This window comes from Enterobacter sp. N5-15 (assembly GCF_057221635.1).
Window position 1 is genome coordinate 4,227,679 of the sequence record NZ_CM170150.1, and the last position, 16,901, is coordinate 4,244,579.

Sequence of the window (16,901 nt, forward strand, 5' to 3'; positions counted from 1 at the left end):
CCTCAGGAGAATGCGAGGAAAGGAGAAACACAAAGCAGCAGTCCGGTGATGACGATTATCACCAGCGATACGCCTTTATATTTATGCAGAGCCGGCACCTTGTAGACCAGCCATGCAGGGATCAGGCAGCCCACCATGCCGAAGATAGGGCTGCAAATGGAGGTGAAGCTCAACACCGGCGCGTTTAAGACAATGGCGCTCCAGGCCAGCAGAATGGCGAACAGCATAATTCCGCGCTGGACGGCGTTTTCACTGATTTTCTCTGCCGGCATTTTGCGGCGCAGGATGTTCATGACGATACCCTGCGTAGCCTCGCGAAAGCCGAGGTAAACGCCGAAGAACGCGGTCATCACGGCAAAAATATTGAGGATCACGCTGACAATTTTGACCCAGCCCGCGCCGTCACCGCTGATAAACTGCGCCGCAATCGCCAGAGCCGAAATGTTCTGCTCGTAGGCTTTAACCGCCTCATCGTGCCCCATCGCCAGGGTGAAAGAGACGGCGTAGAAAAAGACCGTCACAAACAGTATGCCAAAGGCAATATTCATCGCCCGCAGCGCCTTGTGACGCGCAACCTCCACGGATTTTTCACGTGAACGATATGAGATCACCATCGGGCTTAAGGTCTGAATAAACAGAATGGAGGTTAAGGTAAAGGGCAGCGTAATGATGGCGTTTTTAATCAGCAGCCCCGCAGGCGGCAGCATGCCCACGTTGGCCAGATGCCAGAGCCCAATCATCGACAGCCCCAGCGCCGCCACCACAAACAGCTTGGTCAGCACCATCAGGCTGGAGACTTTAAACAGCAGCTTTTCACCGCGCGACGAAATGGCCACCAGAATGCAGATCAGGCATAAACCGTAAAACGGATTGTCGGATAACAAACCGTCGGTCACGCCGAAGGTGTGCAAATACGAGGCGCTGTCGTTGGTGATGGCCGTGGAATAGACAAACATCCAGATCACCAGCATCACGAAATAGAGCGCGCCTAATAAGATGCCCCAGTTCTTCCCCAAATAACCGCTAATGACGCTCGGGTAATCTTTGCACTCCGGCGATTCCGCCAGCGTATTAATAAACAGACGCTGGAATAAATACATGGCCGGATAGCCGATTATTGATGAGAGCAAAAACACCCACAGCCCCATTAATCCTACCTGTACGGGGAGAAAAACTATCCCCGCGCCGATAGCCATCCCGATACTCATGATGACCCAGCCCGTGTCGGTGCTGTCGAAGTTAATTGCCTCTTGCCACTCGCTTTCGCTCATTCCCGCCCGCCTTGCCGCGGGGGAATCACTCACAATCACACTGCTGTTTGTTACCGTATCCATTGGGCACTCGCTTATTTTGTAGGGTAAACAGTTGTTTTTATAGGTTTCCGATCGCCAGCGATTGCGATTCAGAGAGCAGCAGGTGCTTATTGTTGATGTGAGAAAATCATATCCGGAGCGAGGGAGAAAAAAGTCACAATTTTTATAAGGATTTTCAAAAGCTGGGGGAAATTTTGCTTTTTTGAAGGTTTAATATGCGTTATTTTTCTAAAAGTGACGACGATCAAGAAATAAAAACCCGCGCCGTGCGCGGGTAGGAAATCACTCAGCCAGCGCGTTAGCCATGTCGGTTCTAATCTGCTTACGCTGTTCCGGCGTCAATACTTGGCTGACGTCGAAGTAATATTTCACGCGGTAATAACGGGTCTGCTCTTCAATTTTACTAAAGGCGGTAAGCTGGCTTTTCACCGTGCTTTCGTCCCATTTACCCGCCTGGAACATGTCGATCAGCGCGCCGTCCTTCACGCCCGTCATCGGGATCTTGCTGACATTTTGTTCCAGCTGCTTATGCAGATCTTCAATCTTCTTAACCTGCTCATTGCTGAGCTTCAGGTGCTGTACCAGCGGATCCTGCGATGGAGACGGGGCAGCCTCAACGTTCGCGGCCTGTGCCGTAAAACTGCACACTGCCAGCGAGGCGGCGACCAGCGCAATACGGGTCATTTTCATCATCTTACTGTCCTTACATGCTGTTATAGGGAAAAGCAGGCGTATTGTTTTTCAAGAGCGGATGAATATGTGTCAGTAATTATATAAACAATTTTGTATGTTTAGCGGGCAAAAAAATGCCCCCTGCGTTGAGGGGGCATGAGAACTCATTTTTAGATAGATTGAGTAAACGTTCGCGAAATCACATCCTGCTGCTGCTCGCGCGTCAGGGCGTTAAACCGCACCGCATAGCCTGACACGCGGATCGTCAGGTTCGGGTAATTCTCGGGATGCGCGATGGCATCAAGGAGCATTTCCCGGTTCATGACGTTGACGTTCAGATGCTGCCCACCCTCAATGGACGCTTCGTGGTGGAAGTACCCGTCCAGCAGCCCTACCAGGTTGGTTTTGCGCACCAGCTCGTCCTTGCCCAGCGCCTGCGGCACGATGGAGAAGGTGTACGAGATCCCGTCTTTCGCATAGGTGAACGGCAGTTTGGCTACAGACGTTAGCGAGGCCACCGCCCCTTTTCTGTCGCGACCGTGCATCGGGTTCGCGCCTGGCGCAAACGGCGTGCCGCCGCGGCGTCCGTCCGGCGTGTTCCCGGTCTTCTGGCCGTAAACCACGTTGGAGGTGATGGTCAGGATCGACTGGGTTGGCACCGCGTTGCGGTAGGTTGGCAGCGCCTGAATTTTCTTCATAAAGCGCTCCACCAGGTCGCAGGCGATGCTGTCCACGCGGTCGTCGTTGTTGCCGTACTGCGGGTAGTCTCCTTCAATCACGAAATCGACCGCCAGTCCGGTATGGTCGCGCACCGGCTTCACCGTGGCATATTTAATGGCCGACAGAGAATCCGCCGCTACCGACAGCCCGGCAATGCCGCAGGCCATGGTACGATAGACCTCTCGGTCGTGCAGCGCCATCAGCGAGGCTTCGTAGCTGTACTTATCATGCATGTAGTGAATGAGATTCAGGGCGCTGATGTACTGCACCGCCAGCCAGTCCATAAAGTGATCGAGGCTCGCCATCACGGTGTCGTAATCCAGCACGTCATCCAGCAGCGGCTCGGTTTTCGGGCCGACCTGGATCTTCAGCTTCTCATCCACCCCGCCGTTGATCGCGTACAGCAGCGTTTTGGCGAGGTTGGCGCGCGCGCCAAAGAACTGCATCTGCTTGCCGATCACCATCGGGCTGACGCAGCAGGCAATGGCGTAGTCGTCGCTGTTGAAGTCCGCACGCATCAGATCGTCGTTCTCATACTGCAGCGAAGAGGTGACGATCGACACCTGCGCGGCGTATTTCTTGAACGCGATCGGCAGTTGTTCAGACCAGAGGATCGTCAGGTTCGGCTCTGGCGCAGGCCCCATGGTGTGCAGCGTGTGCAGATAGCGGAAGCTGTTTTTGGTCACCAGCGTGCGCCCGTCCAGCCCCATGCCGCCGATCACTTCCGTCGCCCAGATCGGATCGCCGGAGAAGAGCGTGTCGAACTCCGGCGTGCGCAGGAAGCGCACCATGCGGATCTTCATGATGAAGTGGTCGATCAGCTCCTGCGCCTGGACTTCATTCAGCCTTCCTGCCTGCATGTCGCGTTCAATGTAGATATCGAGGAACGAGGCCGTGCGCCCCAGCGACATCGCCCCGCCGTTCTGGGATTTCACCGCGGCAAGGTAGGCAAAATAGACCCACTGCACCGCTTCCTGGGCGTTCATCGCCGGGCGCGAGATATCAAAGCCATAGTTCGCCGCCATCTGCTGGATCTGCAGCAGCGCGCGCTTGTGCTCCGCCAGCTCTTCACGCAGGCGGATCGTCGCCTCCAGATCTTCACCGCGCTCCAGCCTGCCCTGCAGATCCGTAAACTGGAGTTCACGCTCGCGCACCAGATAAGCGATCCCGTACAGCGCCACGCGGCGATAGTCGCCGATGATGCGTCCGCGCCCGTAGCCGTCCGGCAGACCGGTCAGCACGCCGGATTTACGACAGCGCATCATCTCAGGGGAGTAGACGTCAAACACGCCCTGGTTGTGGGTTTTGCGCAGGTCGGTAAACAGGTACTCGAACTGCGGATCCATCTCCCGGCCATAGGCTTCGAACGAGCTGCGGATCATGTTGATCCCGCCGTACGGATGGAGCGCGCGCTTGAGCGGCTTATCGGTTTGCAGACCGACGATCGTCTCCAGATCCTGGTCGATATAGCCCGGCCCGTGGGCCGTAATAGTGGTGGCAATGTTGGTGTCAAAATCCACCGGGGCGTGGGTGGCGTTCTCCTGGCGAATGCCGACCATTACCTTCTGCCATAGCGCCGTCGTTGCTGGCGTCGCCTGCGCGAGGAAAGCTTCATCGCCTTCATAAGGGGTGTAGTTATGCTGAATAAAATCGCGGACGTTGACGGCGTTTTTCCATTCTTCACCGCGAAACCCGGCCCATGCGTCGCTGTAGGGCGCGACGCTCGTATCGATTGTTACTTTCATGTGTTTCTCGCTTTATCAGGCGTAAGCCGCGGCCGGAGTAACCTTCCCAAGACGGAGGGCGTCCAGCGCGATCATTTTTTCTTCGTTGGTAGGGATAACCGCGCAGGCCACGCGGGACGACTCGGTGGAGATCACGCGCTCACCCGCGCTGCCCGGCAGGGCATTTTTGGCGTCGTCGAGGCGGATGCCGAATACGTTCAGATGTTCCGCCACCAGCGCGCGGACAAGCTTCGAGTTTTCGCCAATGCCGCCGGTAAAGACCACCCCATCCAGGCGGTGCAGCGACGCCGCGTGCCCGGCGATATGTCGCGCAATGCGGTGAACGAAGGTATGGATAGCCAGCTGTGCCCGCTCATTGCCTTCGTGCCAGGCTTTCTCCAGCGCGCGTAAATCGGAGGAGATGCCGGAGATCCCCAGCAACCCGGACTCTTTATTGACCACGCGCTCCAGATCCTCGAACGACTGCCCGGTCTGCTGGGCAATCCACGCCATCGCGCCGAAGTCCACGTCGCCGCAGCGCGTCCCCATTACCAGCCCTTCCAGCGGCGTCATCCCCATCGAGGTATCGACGCTTTCGCCGTTGCGCACCGCGCAGATGGACGCCCCGTTGCCGAGATGGGCAATCACCAGGCCGCTGTCATCGGGGGACAGCCCGAGAAGCGTATGCGCCTGCGCGGCCACGTAGCGGTGAGAGGTGCCGTGGAAGCCGTAGCGGCGCACGCCCAGCGCTTCAAAATAGCGGTACGGCAATCCGTACAGATACGCCTGCGGCGGCAGCGTCTGGTGGAAGCTGGTATCAAATACCGCCACTTGCTGCACGCCCGGGAACAGGCGCTCCGCGGCTTCCACGCCGCTCAGGTTGGCGTAGTTATGCAGTGGCGCCAGCGGGGAGACCTGGCGGATCTGCTCTATCACCTCTTCCGTGATCAGGGTCGACTCGCTGAAGAGGTCGCCGCCGTGCGCAATGCGGTGGCCAATTAGGGCCACGCTGCGCATCAGGTTACGCTTCTCCAGCTCCAGGGCGATGGCAGCCAGCGCCCCTTCGTAGTCCTGGTGAGCCAGCCTGGCCGGCTCACCCCCGTTCACGGAAATAAAGGCCTTCTCGGTGTTGATCCCGTCTGCAATGCCCGTCATCAGGGCATCGCAGCTGCTGGCGTCGAGCACCGAAAACTTAACAGAGGACGATCCGCAGTTAATAACCAGTACAACCGGAAACTCAATCATCATGTGACTCCGCTCTTCCTGAGCAATGGGTTAGAACAGTTTGTAAACGATATTCAGAATGGTCAGCAGGCCGACCGCGGTAACGAAGATGTTCTCGGTACGCCCTTTGTATTTCGCCAGCGCAGGCGCCTTGCGGATGGCATACATCGGTAGCAGGCATAGCAGAGAGGCGATGATTGGCGCACCCATGGCTTCAATAAGGTCCAGAATGTTCGGGTTGGCGTAGGCCACAACCCAGGTGGAGCCCATGATGAACACCATGCTGATGGTGTTCAGTTTGCCAACAGAAACTTTCTTCTTATCGCCCTTGTAGCCGAACTTAAGGATCAGGCCATTCAGCCCTTCCAGCGTGCCCAGGTAGTGACCGAAGAAGGATTTGAAGATAGCCACCAGCGCGATGATGGAAGCACCGTATTCCAGTACCGTCGCAAACGTCGATTTGGTTCCGGACATTGACGCAAAGTGGTTCGCCAGGTAGGAGAGCACCGGAATGTTCTGCGCCTTGGCGTCCGCCATGTTCTGCGGAGAGAGCGTAAACAGACAGCTAAAGGCGAAGAACATCACCACGGCCACCATCAGCAGGCTGGCGCGACCGATGATTTTGGAACATTTCTGCTCGGTGAACTCTTTACCGAACTCAGGTTCGTACTCTTCGCGCTTGGAGACCACAAACGAGGAGACGATAGGCGAGAAGTTGAAGGAGAAGACCATGATGGAGATACCCAGCCACACCGTGACCAGAATGCCGTCATGACCGGTAAAGGCGATATCGCTCAGGTTGACCTGGTCGATCACCGCCGAGTTCCAGTAAGGGATCAGCGACAGGGAAATCAGCACCAGGCTGGCGATAAACGGGAACACCAGGAAGCTCATGACCTTCACCATCAGGTCTTTACCAAACCAGATAACAAAGGCCATCAGCAGCAGCAGGAACAGCGCCACCACGCCGCGGTTCAGCGCAGGCAGCTGGAGCTGGTTTTCCCAGAAAGTCATAAAGGTGTTGGTAATGGTGACGCCGTAAATCCACAGCAGCGGGCAAATGGCGAAGAAGTAGAGGAAAGTGATCAGCACCCCACCGGTCTTACCAAAGTGCTCTTCCACCGTTTCGGTGATGTTGCCGGAGACGTTGCTGCCGGACAGACACAAACGCGCCAGCGCGCGGTGGCAGTAAAACGCAATCGGGAACGCGAGAACCAGCATCAGCAGGATAGGGATCAATCCACCAAAGCCTGCGCGAATGGGGAAGAACAGCACGCCTGCGCCAATGGCGGTACCAAACAGGCCAAGCGTCCAGGTGGTATCAGACTTACGCCAGGAGGACGTTTTTGTCTGGCCAACGATAATGCTTTCTGTGTTGCTCATAGGTCACCTTTATGCGTCAACGAAGCCGGTAATTTGGGAAACACGGGAGAGATCGATATTGCCGCCGGAAATAATGCAGACGGTTTTACGACCCTGAATATAGTGGTCAAGCTTGCCGCTTAATAACGCGGCACAGGCCAGGGCGCCCGCGCCTTCCGTCACCACTTTATTTCGCTGAATAAGCGCGATCATGCTGTCGCGAATGTTGTCTTCGCTGACCAGCACAATGTCATCAACCAGCTCGCGAACAATTTCGAACGGTAAATTACCGGGACGAGAAACGTCACAGCCGTCGGCCAGCGTGCCGGTAACGCGATGGCTCATTATTTCTCCGGCCTGATACGATGCCGCCATGCCGTGAACATTTTCTGACTGCACGCCGATGATATTAATGGTGGGGTTGATGGATTTAATTGCCGTCGCAATCCCGGCAATTAAACCGCCACCACCGATAGGCACAATGACGTTATCCACGTCGTATAAATCTTCGAGAATTTCAAGACCGATGGTGCCCTGCCCGGCGATCACTTTGGCATCGTCGTAAGGGGGAATAAAAATACGCCCTTCCATCTCGACGATTTCGCTGACTTTGGCGATGGTGTCGTTGAAGTTTTCACCGTGCAGCACGACTTCTGCGGAGTAGTCGCGGGTAGCGGCAACCTTGGATTTCGGCGCGCCCATCGGCATCACTACTTTGCCGTCGATGCCGAGCATGGCGCAGGAGAGGGACACCCCCTGCGCGTGGTTCCCCGCGGAGCAGGCGACAACGCCTTTGCGTTTTTCAGCGTCGGTCAGCGAGCTTAACTTGTTAAACGCGCCGCGGATCTTAAACGAGCCGGTACGCTGCATGTTCTCAAACTTCAGGAATATTTCACCCTTACAGCGTTCGCTCAGGTAATTCGAACGTGGCATACCGGTTTTATATATTTTTCCTGCCAGTCGTTTTCTGGCGTCCTGAATATCTTCAATCGTTACCGGGAGATCGTAGGTAATATGCATAATATCCTCGTTATAATAATTCATTCTTTTCAGGCAAAGTCAGGGTATCAGCGCGTTAACACGTTAACGCTCTGGGTGTTTTTAAAATGGGTGCTAATTATTCATCGTCGTCTTTCGATATTCATCGACGAATATTGTTTTGCCAGCTCAACTAATACTGACGCCGATTTTTTAATCCTGTAATTTTTTGACCACACGGCAGCATAACGCGCCACGGGTAATTCATCTTCCACTGGCAGCACTATAAACTGGTCAGAACCGAACGGTGCAATCATGTCGCGGGGAATGACCGTCAGATAATCGGCATTCAGGACAAGGTTATAAATGGTGACGACGGAATCGGTCTGGACGATGTTTTCGATGCTGATGTGGTTGTCTTGCAGGGTGGTCAGAAGTTCTTTGTAGTAGCCCATATCGGTTTGCGGCATCACCCACTGCTCGTGCGTGAGCGATGCCAGTGTCGTCGGGCCGGTGCACGTTCGCGTTTTGCTGGCGACCAGCACAAACTCGGACTCAAACAGCGGTTCGACGTGCAGATCCTGCAACAGCATTTCATCACTCAGCGTGCCGATAGCGAAATCCAGACGACCGTCGCGAATGGCCGGCAGGAAAGAGGAGAGCTGGGCTTCATACATCGAGACGCGTGCTTTCGGGAACACTTCCTTGAATTTTTTGATCATCTCAGACAGGAAGGTAAAGCCGATCAGCGACGGGTAACCAAAGGAAACGTCCATAACGGTGCTGAAACTCAGGCTGTTAATCTCACTCACCATATTTTTCATTTCGCGGGTGATCGACTCAGAGTACGAGAGCAGAACCTGGCCCGCGGCAGTGAGTTTTACGCCGGTGTTTTTACGCACCATCACTTCCACGCCGAAGTAGGACTCAATATCGCTGATGATTTTGCTGACGGCGGGTTGAGTCAGGCCCAGCTGTCTTGCTGCAGAACCTATGGAGCCACTTTTAATGACTTCCTGAAATACCACGAGGTGCTGTGTTTTCGGTAGAATAATAGTGTTCATAATATTCTGCACTTATTTCCCTATGACGGGGTGAATTCTACTCAATAATGTTTGAAGGGGTATGTGCTGTTACTCACAATTTGCTTTCCAGCCCCCTTTACCCACACCTCAAAAAACAAATAAAACAGTTATTTATCAAACGAATACCATAGGATAAATACGCCACTACGCTGATATTGATCAACAAAAATAGCGGTAATAAATTTATTTTATGGCGATAACCCGGATAAATTTTACCGTCCGGAAAAAATCAATAAAGACGATATTTCAGGCAATTAAAGGCCAATAAATAACCGCTATTTGTTTGAAACATTCTTTCAATTTATCAAATTTTTACGACGCGAATTTTCAGGCTGGCAGAAAAGAGTGGAATACGTCACATATTCACGGGAGAAATGTATTTGATTTCAATATATGCATATCAAACGAGAAAAGATTCGCGATCATTAAGGTAACAATCATAACAAATTATCAATACTGAAAATCGTGCGTTTTTTAGCGTGAAATTTTGTGATGGCGATCGTCTACAGACGCGGGAGCGATACTGAAGGGATAAAAATAGTGAAATGTGCTTAATGTCGCAAATATGAGAATTGAGGTGGCGCTGCGCTTACCCGACCTACAACACCCTGAAAGCAAAAACCCCGCCGAAGCGGGGTTTTTTAAGAAGTTGAAGCTGACCGATAAGGCGGCTTCGTTCATCCATACGTCAGGCATCTGCGGCGCTGGAGTTGTCTTGTGTCGCAGTCTGTATCGCAGTTTGTGTTACAGTGCAAAGTCCACCGAGTAAAGCTCCTTTCACACCCAACCATGCCTAATTGCTAACATTTGTAATACACCAACGATAAAAAACAACAGACTGACAACCGCCAGGTATATCTCCGCGTAGAATGGGCCAATAAGCCGTTTTGGTAGCCCACGAATAAAGTCCTTGTCATCGTTTTTGGTCAGGATTGAGCTTTTATTCCACAACAGCGGCATGTATATAAAACTCACTTTTGTGCTGTATGCCACTTTGACATAGAGCGTGTTGACGTTCTCGAACAGCAATACAGCATCAGGCAAACTACCGTATCTTTCTTTGTACAGGATGCAGATCTCTTTAAATCTATCCCTGTTCAGAACTGAGGCTATGATACTGGCTATACCGAAGCCGAAAGCAAGTGCACCAATAATTACTGTTGCCTTGGCGCTAAGTAGGTCATCAATGGTCATTGCTTGTAACCTCATATAGCGATTCACCAACGAAGCCACCGAACGCGGATGTGGCTTTATCGCTCCCATATGCAATAGCGCCATTTACACCAAGCGTACAAAGTAATGCTCCGGCACCTGCGGCTTCTATGGTTGCAGCGCCAAGCACTATCGCACAGACGGTATTTGCTGCGGCTGTACCCGCAATTTTTCCAGCTATCGCACCGCCGATCAGGCTACCGGAAAACTCTCCAATAGAGGTAAACGACGTTTTCGCTCAATCTCGGCCCACGCTGCAGGCTTCGATGATCTTTGCGGCTGTATCAAAGGCAGACAGACCAATGCCGATCTTCCCGGCTGTTTCCATCCACTTGACGTACTTCGCCAGCTTCTCAATGTGGGTGGCGTAACCCTCTATATCGCTAATGCCTGTTTCATTCCAGCGGTGAGTGATTGAACGGCTGGAAAGGCCGAGGGCGCTTTTAAGGTCGGTGTATTCATTGAACATGAAACGATGCTTCATGAACATCTTCAGCACGCTATCGAGTTGCCCGAACAGGCGACGGCGCTCAACAAAGAATTGTTCACCGATCAGTGTGCCACTGGTGATGTACTGGTTCGTGTAGGTTTTCTCTATCTCGACAAGGATTTTTTCTACCTGTTCAAAATACCCTTTCGCGGCTTCGGTTGCTTGTCCTGAGTATCCATAAGTATCGCTCGCCGTACTGGCAGCAGCAGCGAACATCTCAATGGTGTCTTTGTACTTGTAGAGAAAGTTGGCTTGCTGAATGGAGAGAGGAGCTAACGCTGCATCAACTCGCGCTTTCGCGGTCTGCATATGTGCAATTTGTTCGCTGTCCTGCTTATCAGGGTCAACCACCAGCATAATAGAACCGGCTTTATATCTTTCATCCCGGCCGTTCAGCGCGGCAAAGAGTTCTTTTACACCTGCAGGTGGGCTCTCTGTGAACAACAGACGTTGCCAGGCTTCCGTAGTGCCACCATAGGGGATAATGGCAAAACCTGCGTCTATTCCTGTTTTCTTTTTCGCGGTCTGGGCGTGCTGTTCTGGTTCCGGCTCTGAACGAAGTTTTGGCATCAGTGCGACTGGGGACGCTGCCGCTACATTTGAACGTCTTGACGAAGATACATTTTCTTTTTCATAACAGTCCGGAATGGAAGGAATGAACTTCGCCTTGCACGGGCAGGAGCTGATACTATCCAATGTTCCGGCTAACTGCTGCGTTTTGTCCAAAAATCCCTCTGTGCCCCCGATAATTTTGTAGGAAACACCTGGATTTTTTCCACAAGAAACAAAATCGCCTTCGCGCGCAGCGTTAGCACCGTACCAATCTATTACCGGGGTTCCGGTTAAGATTTTGCCACCACAGGTAGTTTGGTCTCCAACCCGCAGATAATAACCTGTTGCCATAAGTCCCTCTACTTGTTATGGAAATAACAATGCTGGACAGTTTACAAGCAATAATCTCTCAAACAAGAAACATCAGACTTAAGTAAAACTTAATCAGGTATTACTCAATAGGTATACGTAATGGAGGGCAGGAAAAAAGACAACCGCTGATGCATCCCATTTTTTACACCTGAGACACATCAACGATCGTTTTAGAAGAAGTTGAAGCTGACCGATAAGCCGGGTTCTGTCGTGGACAGTCATTCATCTAGGCCAGCAATCGCTCACTGGCTCAAGCAGCCTACCCGGGTTCAGTACGGGCCGTACCTTGTGAACCCCTATTTGGCCTTGCTCCGGGTGGAGTTTACCGTGCCACGGACTGTTACCAGCCGCGCGGTGCGCTCTTACCGCACCCTTTCACCCTTACCTGATCCCGCTTGCGCGGGCCATCGGCGGTTTGCTCTCTGTTGCACTGGTCGTGGGTTTCCCCCCCAGGCGTTACCTGGCACCCTGCCCTATGGAGCCCGGACTTTCCTCCCCTCCGCCCGTCTCCCCCGAAAGGGACGACGACGAAGCGGCGACTGTCTGGTCAGCTTCGGCGCGCAGTATAGAGGGTTTGCGCGCCGCTGTCACCCTAAGGTGTGGGCAAGGCGTGATTAACGCGCCACTGTCACCCTAAGGTGTGGGCAAGGCGTGATTAACGCGCCACTTCCACCTTCGCCAGTTTTTCGTAGTAGCATGCAATCGCGCTGTGATCGGCCGTGCCCAGGCCATCGGCACGCAGCGCCTGCATCATCTCCATGACCGCCGCGGTCAGCGGCAGCTGTGCGCCCACGCCGTGTGACGTATCCAGCGCGTTCGCCAGATCTTTGATATGCAGGTCGATGCGGAAACCGGGTTTGAAATTACGATCCATGACCATCGGCGCTTTGGCATCCAGCACGGTACTGCCCGCCAGACCACCGCGAATGGCCTGATAGACCAGATCCGGATTGACGCCCGCTTTGGTTGCCAGCGTCAGCGCTTCGGACATGGCGGCAATGTTCAGCGCCACAATAACCTGATTTGCCAGCTTGGTCACGTTACCCGCCCCGATGTCCCCGGTATGCACCACGGAGCCCGCCATGGCTTTCATCAGGTCGTAAAATCTATCGAATACAGCTTTATCGCCGCCGACCATCACCGACAGCGTGCCGTCGATCGCTTTCGGCTCACCGCCGCTGACCGGCGCATCTAGCATATCGACGCCCTTCGCTTTTAACGCCTCGCTGATTTCACGGCTTGCGAGCGGCGCAATAGAGCTCATATCAATCAGTACCAGGCCCGGCTTCGCACCGTCGATAATGCCGTTTTCACCCAGCGCGACCTCTTTAACATGCGGGGAGTTTGGCAGCATGGTGATGATGACATCGCACTGCTCGGCAATGGCTCTGGCGGTGGTGGCCGTTTCTGCGCCAGCCGCCATTACCTCAGCCACGGCCTGCGAATTATGATCGGATACCACCAGTGAGTAACCCGCTTTGATGAGGTTCTTACTCATTGGTTTACCCATGATCCCCAGGCCAATAAAACCCACTTTCAGCGTCATAATCTGTTTCCTCAATGATGGTTATTTTTTAAAAGTGTCCGCTAATTTCTGCGTAGCCGAGCGGAATACGCCGAGGTCGCTGCCGACGGCAACAAACGTGGCTCCCCACTCCAGATAGCGACGGGCATCAGCCTCAACCGGCGCCAGAATGCCGCACGGTTTGCCGTGTACTTTAGCGCGGGCAAAGATGTGCTGGATCGCGCGCTGCACGTCAGGGTGGCTGGCGTTACCCAGATGGCCAAAGGCGGCAGCCAGATCGCTTGGGCCGACGAAGATACCGTCCACACCGTTTGTGGCTGCAATCGCGTCGACGTTATCAACGCCCTGCTGGCTCTCGATCTGAACCAGAATGGTGATGTTGTTATTAGACTGCGCGAAGTAGTCCGGCACGGTGCCAAACATATTGGCGCGATGCGAAACGGAAACGCCGCGGATCCCTTCTGGCGGATAGCGCGTTGAGGCTACGGCCAGCGCCGCTTGTTCTTCCGTCTCCACAAACGGGATCAGGAAATTGTAGAAACCAATATCCAGCAGACGCTTGATAATCACCGGCTCATTGGTGGGTACACGCACTACCGGGGCGCTGTGGCTGCCTTTCAGCGCCATCAGCTGCGGAATAAACGTGCTGATATCGTTCGGCGCATGTTCGCCGTCCAGCACCAGCCAGTCGAAACCGGCCAGGCCCAGCACTTCGGTACTGATTGGGTTTGCCAGCGCGGACCAGCAGCCAATTTGAATCTGGTGCGCCGCGAGGGCCGCTTTAAATTTATTCGGGAAGATATCGTTACTCATCGTATTTACCTTTTTTATTCCGCAGCCTTTTTCAGTATCATTTTATTTATTCAGACACCGCGCCAGCATTATATTTATTATTCTGACGTATTTTGGCGTTATAAAATCGTCATTCAGTATAAGACGCAATCCACGACCACACATTGTTGTAACGCTCAAGCATTGCGATACATTTTGATAAAAATTTTTGCATATGCACAAAGCACTGGGCGCTAATGCACAGAATCAGGGATTACCGGTTCGGGAGCGATCGCGATCACATTTTCATGCCCCCTATGCTGACATGCTTTAATTCTGAAAGCCGCGTATTTATTTCTACCATTAGAAAATTGGCTGGAATTATTATCAGACACTTTGCTGGAGAATACTGAACAATGGCCGACATTGAAATTCGACAGGCATCGCCGACGGCGTTTTATATAAAAGTACACGACACCGATAATGTGGCGATTATTGTCAACGATAATGGCTTAAAAGCGGGCACCCGCTTCCCGGACGGGCTGGAATTGATTGAGCATATTCCGCAGGGGCATAAGGTGGCGCTGGTGGATATCCCTGATAATAGCGAAATCGTACGTTACGGTGAAGTCATCGGCTATGCCGTTCGCTCTATACCACAGGGTAGCTGGGTTGAGGAGTCTCTGGTGGCGCTGCCTGAAGCGCCGCCGCTGAACACGCTTCCGCTGGCGACCCGCGTGCCGGAACCGCTTCCTCCGCTGGAGGGCTATACCTTCGAAGGCTACCGCAACGCGGACGGCAGCGTCGGCACCAAGAACCTGCTCGGCATTACCACCAGCGTACACTGCGTGGCGGGCGTCGTGGATTATGTGGTGAAAATCATCGAACGCGATCTGCTGCCGAAATACCCGAACGTCGACGGCGTGGTAGGCCTGAACCACCTCTACGGCTGCGGCGTGGCGATTAACGCACCCGCTGCCGTGGTGCCTATCCGTACCATTCACAATATCGCACTGAATCCGAACTTTGGCGGCGAGGTGATGGTCATCGGTCTGGGGTGTGAAAAATTGCAGCCCGAGCGCCTGCTGCAGGGCACTGAAGATGTCAAAGCCATTCCGGTAGACGAGGCCAGCATCGTGCGCCTGCAGGACGAACGCCACGTTGGGTTCCGCTCAATGGTCGACGATATTCTGCAGGTGGCAGAGCGTCATCTCGACAAACTCAACCGGCGCCAGCGCCAAACGTGCCCGGCCTCGGAACTGGTAGTGGGCACCCAGTGCGGCGGCAGCGATGCCTTCTCCGGCGTGACGGCCAACCCGGCGGTGGGCTATGCATCCGATCTGTTCGTGCGCTGCGGCGCCACGGTGATGTTCTCCGAGGTGACCGAAGTGCGTGACGCCATCCATCTGCTGACGCCACGCGCCGTGAATGAAGAGGTGGGCAAGCGCCTGCTCGAGGAAATGGCCTGGTACGATAGCTATCTCGATATGGGCAAAACCGACCGCAGCGCCAACCCGTCTCCGGGCAACAAAAAAGGCGGCCTGGCAAACGTGGTGGAAAAAGCCCTCGGGTCGATTGCCAAATCCGGCCAGAGCGCGATTGTGGAAGTGCTCTCTCCGGGCCAGCGCCCGACGAAACGCGGCCTGATTTACGCGGCAACGCCTGCCAGCGACTTCGTCTGCGGCACGCAGCAGGTGGCGTCCGGCATTACGGTGCAGGTCTTTACCACCGGGCGCGGCACGCCGTACGGCCTGATGGCGGTGCCGGTAATCAAGATGGCGACCCGCACCGAGCTGGCAAACCGCTGGTATGACTTGATGGACATCAACGCGGGCACCATCGCCACCGGAGAAGAGAGTATTGAGGACGTGGGCTGGAAACTGTTCCACTTCATTCTGGATGTCGCCAGCGGACGGAAGAAAACGTTCTCCGACCAGTGGGGGCTGCATAATCAGCTGGCGGTGTTTAACCCGGCACCGGTGACGTGACTTCCCCTTACCCTGCCCTCTCCCCATAGGGGAGAGGGTAAAAACCTTAAACCAACACCACATCAATCCCGCTTTTCCGCAGCCCGTCCAGGCTCTCCGCCGGAATGCCTTCATCGACAATAATCATATCAATCCTTTGCGTATCAATGATTTTATGCAGGCTTGAGCGGTTAAATTTGCTGGAGTCAGTGACAACGATAATGCGCTCCGCCACCTCGCACATTTTGCGGTTCAGACGGGCTTCATCCTCGTTGTGCGTGCTCACGCCGCGATCGAGATCGATGGCGTCAACGCCCAGGAACAGCAGGTCAAAATGGTAATTCTGTAGCGACTGTTCTGCCTGGTCACCGTAGAAAGATTGCGACTGACGGCGCAGATGCCCGCCGGTCATCAGCAATTCCACCCCTTCCGCTTCCAGCAACGCATTCGCCACGTTCATCCCGTTGGTCATCGCAATGACGTCCGTGTGCTGGCGCAGCATGCGGGCGATTTCAAACGTCGTGGTGCCGGAGTCCAGAATAATACGGTGCCCGGGTTTGACCAGCGCGGCAGCGGCCTGTGCGATGCTGCGCTTCACCGCCGTATTCAGCGAGCTTTTATCCTCCACGGAAGGCTCAGCGCCCGGCATGTTGCCTTCGCATATCAATGCCCCACCGTAAGCGCGAACGGCAATGCCCTGCTTCTCCAGGAACGCCAGGTCGTTGCGGATCGTCACCGTCGATACGCCGTACAGATGAGACAGGTCGTTAACCTGCACGCTTCCCTGCGCCCGCAACCGCTGAATGATCTGCTCTCGCCTTTCACTGGTACCGGTGATGCGCTTTTCCGCGGATGAATCGGTGCTGCTCATACGAGCTCCTTAATAAATAGTCTTTCGTTTCATTTCGTTTTGCCTATTAAGGCCTTTCTTTTC

General features: G+C 54.1%; 13 protein-coding genes and 1 other RNA gene. 1 reads left to right on the forward strand and 13 read right to left on the reverse strand.

The window, feature by feature from the left end; translation table 11 throughout:
• Positions 1-2: 2 nt before the first annotated feature.
• The 12 genes from AC2TE5_RS19965 to garL all read right to left on the reverse strand — a co-directional run bounded on the left by AC2TE5_RS19965 (position 3) and on the right by garL (position 14,042).
• Positions 3-1,334 carry an SLC5/6 family protein gene (locus AC2TE5_RS19965; protein WP_484612262.1) on the reverse strand — a complete coding sequence of 444 codons (1,332 nt, stop codon included), beginning with the start codon at positions 1,332-1,334 and terminating at the stop codon, positions 3-5.
• A gap of 261 nt (positions 1,335-1,595) precedes the next feature.
• Positions 1,596-2,006, reverse strand: a complete 411-nt coding sequence (locus AC2TE5_RS19970) for a Spy/CpxP family protein refolding chaperone (RefSeq protein WP_148243368.1) — start codon at positions 2,004-2,006, stop codon at positions 1,596-1,598.
• A gap of 149 nt (positions 2,007-2,155) precedes the next feature.
• Positions 2,156-4,450 carry a formate C-acetyltransferase gene (gene pflB, locus AC2TE5_RS19975; protein WP_484612263.1) on the reverse strand — a complete coding sequence of 765 codons (2,295 nt, stop codon included), beginning with the start codon at positions 4,448-4,450 and terminating at the stop codon, positions 2,156-2,158.
• A 15-nt stretch (positions 4,451-4,465) separates the two neighbouring features.
• Positions 4,466-5,674: a propionate kinase gene (tdcD, locus tag AC2TE5_RS19980; protein WP_213328946.1), complete on the reverse strand. Its 1,209-nt coding sequence runs from the start codon at positions 5,672-5,674 to the stop codon at positions 4,466-4,468.
• Positions 5,675-5,704: 30 nt separating this feature from the next.
• Positions 5,705-7,036, reverse strand: coding sequence for a threonine/serine transporter TdcC (tdcC, locus tag AC2TE5_RS19985; RefSeq protein WP_213328897.1), 1,332 nt, complete (start codon positions 7,034-7,036; stop codon positions 5,705-5,707).
• A gap of 9 nt (positions 7,037-7,045) precedes the next feature.
• Positions 7,046-8,035 carry a bifunctional threonine ammonia-lyase/L-serine ammonia-lyase TdcB gene (gene tdcB / locus AC2TE5_RS19990; RefSeq protein ID WP_032640996.1) on the reverse strand — a complete coding sequence of 330 codons (990 nt, stop codon included), beginning with the start codon at positions 8,033-8,035 and terminating at the stop codon, positions 7,046-7,048.
• A gap of 101 nt (positions 8,036-8,136) precedes the next feature.
• Positions 8,137-9,057: a transcriptional regulator TdcA gene (gene tdcA / locus AC2TE5_RS19995; protein ID WP_008501504.1), complete on the reverse strand. Its 921-nt coding sequence runs from the start codon at positions 9,055-9,057 to the stop codon at positions 8,137-8,139.
• Positions 9,058-9,855: 798 nt separating this feature from the next.
• Positions 9,856-10,272, reverse strand: coding sequence for a hypothetical protein (locus AC2TE5_RS20000; RefSeq protein ID WP_249665891.1), 417 nt, complete (start codon positions 10,270-10,272; stop codon positions 9,856-9,858).
• A 256-nt stretch (positions 10,273-10,528) separates the two neighbouring features.
• On the reverse strand, positions 10,529-11,683 hold the full coding sequence (locus AC2TE5_RS20005) for a PAAR domain-containing protein (protein ID WP_484612264.1): 1,155 nt from the start codon (positions 11,681-11,683) through the stop codon (positions 10,529-10,531).
• A 199-nt stretch (positions 11,684-11,882) separates the two neighbouring features.
• Positions 11,883-12,259: RNase P RNA component class A (rnpB, locus tag AC2TE5_RS20010), an RNA gene on the reverse strand.
• 100 nt (positions 12,260-12,359) lie between these two features.
• Entirely contained in the window at positions 12,360-13,250 is an 891-nt protein-coding gene (garR, locus tag AC2TE5_RS20015) for a 2-hydroxy-3-oxopropionate reductase (RefSeq protein ID WP_121424739.1), read from the reverse strand.
• 21 nt (positions 13,251-13,271) lie between these two features.
• Positions 13,272-14,042, reverse strand: coding sequence for a 2-dehydro-3-deoxyglucarate aldolase (gene garL / locus AC2TE5_RS20020; protein ID WP_484612265.1), 771 nt, complete (start codon positions 14,040-14,042; stop codon positions 13,272-13,274).
• A 374-nt stretch (positions 14,043-14,416) separates the two neighbouring features.
• Here garL and garD point away from each other — a divergent pair, with 374 nt between their 5' ends.
• Entirely contained in the window at positions 14,417-15,988 is a 1,572-nt protein-coding gene (garD, locus tag AC2TE5_RS20025; RefSeq protein ID WP_484612266.1) for a galactarate dehydratase, read from the forward strand.
• A gap of 46 nt (positions 15,989-16,034) precedes the next feature.
• Here garD and AC2TE5_RS20030 read toward each other — a convergent pair whose 3' ends face one another.
• Complete coding sequence (locus tag AC2TE5_RS20030; protein ID WP_063143552.1) at positions 16,035-16,838, reverse strand: DeoR family transcriptional regulator; 804 nt, start codon at positions 16,836-16,838, stop codon at positions 16,035-16,037.
• Between the last annotated feature and the right edge of the window lie 63 nt (positions 16,839-16,901).